General features: G+C 45.0%; 2 protein-coding genes. One reads left to right on the top strand and one right to left on the bottom strand.

What is annotated here, in order from left to right; genetic code table 11:
* Nucleotides 1-84: 84 nt before the first annotated feature.
* Nucleotides 85-627 carry a hypothetical protein gene (locus CGZ75_RS24240; RefSeq protein ID WP_089527009.1) on the bottom strand — a complete coding sequence of 181 codons (543 nt, stop codon included), beginning with the start codon at nt 625-627 and terminating at the stop codon, nt 85-87.
* Between the two features lie 421 nt (nt 628-1,048).
* Here CGZ75_RS24240 and CGZ75_RS26400 point away from each other — a divergent pair.
* A partial coding sequence (locus CGZ75_RS26400) for a Y-family DNA polymerase (RefSeq protein WP_141136892.1) occupies nt 1,049-1,167 on the top strand: 119 nt, incomplete at its 3' end.

Raw genomic sequence — 1,167 nt, 5'->3', positions numbered from 1 at the left:
AATCTTCCTCTCTCCAAGTCGTTACTCTTTCTTTACCCAATTGGAGAGTCATTAATTTAGAGAGTTCAACTTATATAATAGGTATTAGGGGCGTGGGAAGGGCTGCAGACCTAATCTTATTCGAAGCCACGGGTCGCCGTAATATAAAGGTTCTCTTCTAGTGTAAATGAAATGGGGAGTGGGAGTTAATATCACGTTGTTGATTTCATTCGGCTCATACAACCTTCCAACTCTGTTAACCATCGTGAATTCAAGACTGCCTATTTTATTGCCTTGGAAGTTAATATCATACAGGGCCCCGCCTGTAGATACACGAAATGCAAGATTGTCTACCTCAAAGTGAGCTCTATTGTTGTAGCTAATAGTTAGTGAATCGGGAGGAGAGGTTAGTCCATATGTCTTGCGGAAGACTAACGTATAACCATCTCCAATCTCGTTCCAAAGGTCGAATCCTTTCGTTCCATAAATAGGGTCATTGCTGTTGACGTTGCTATTGCCATTCACGCAGTACGGAGAAACAGGGAAAAAGACTCGCGTAACGATGACCAGCAGAATAAACAAAACGAGGATGACGCCTAAGCTTGAACCTTTAACATTACTGATTGAAGCGGGTTGGAAATGGTCCATCTCTAATCCTCCAATTATGGATGCGATGGTTTGTCGTCATCCGGATGTTGTAGAGCACTACCCACAGATCCCATCGCTTTCTTCTTTGTATAATAGGATAATGATTCTAAGAGTAGTGTATTACAGGGGAAAGGTTCTCGAACCTGGCAGTTGTCCTAATAGGTTCATATAATAAAGCTGCGCGTTGAAGCCCTGTACTGGTATCGATCCCACTATAGCGTTTACTAGGGAACTGTGAGCAAGTCTGTCGAATCCTCTCGGCAGGCTTATTTGGTGTTTCTGGCTACGGGACAACTGTATTATTTTTCCCCTTGCATAGAGAACATACATTCGGTATATAATACGTTTAGAACGAAGGCGAACATACATTCGATGACCGGGGGCGCGAGCTAATCCAGATCCGCAGCAAAGGAGGTGTCCGATGGAGAGAGTCATTATGCTGGCTGATTGCCAGTCGTTCTATGCTTCGGTGGAGAAGTCCGCGCATCCCGAGTATCACGACAAGCCAGTTGCGGTGGGTGACCCGTCGCGGATGAGCGG

It is taken from the genome of Paenibacillus herberti (assembly GCF_002233675.1).
Taxonomy (GTDB): domain Bacteria; phylum Bacillota; class Bacilli; order Paenibacillales; family Paenibacillaceae; genus Paenibacillus_O; species Paenibacillus_O herberti.
The sequence above is the reverse complement of the archived record's forward strand: the minus strand, read 5'-3'. Positions and strand labels throughout refer to the sequence as shown.

What these genes read in the sequence shown, in the direction of transcription:
- CGZ75_RS24240 (WP_089527009.1), bottom strand. Translation starts at nt 627, where the DNA reads ATGGACCATTTCCAACCCGCTTCAATCAGTAATGTTAAAGGTTCAAGC.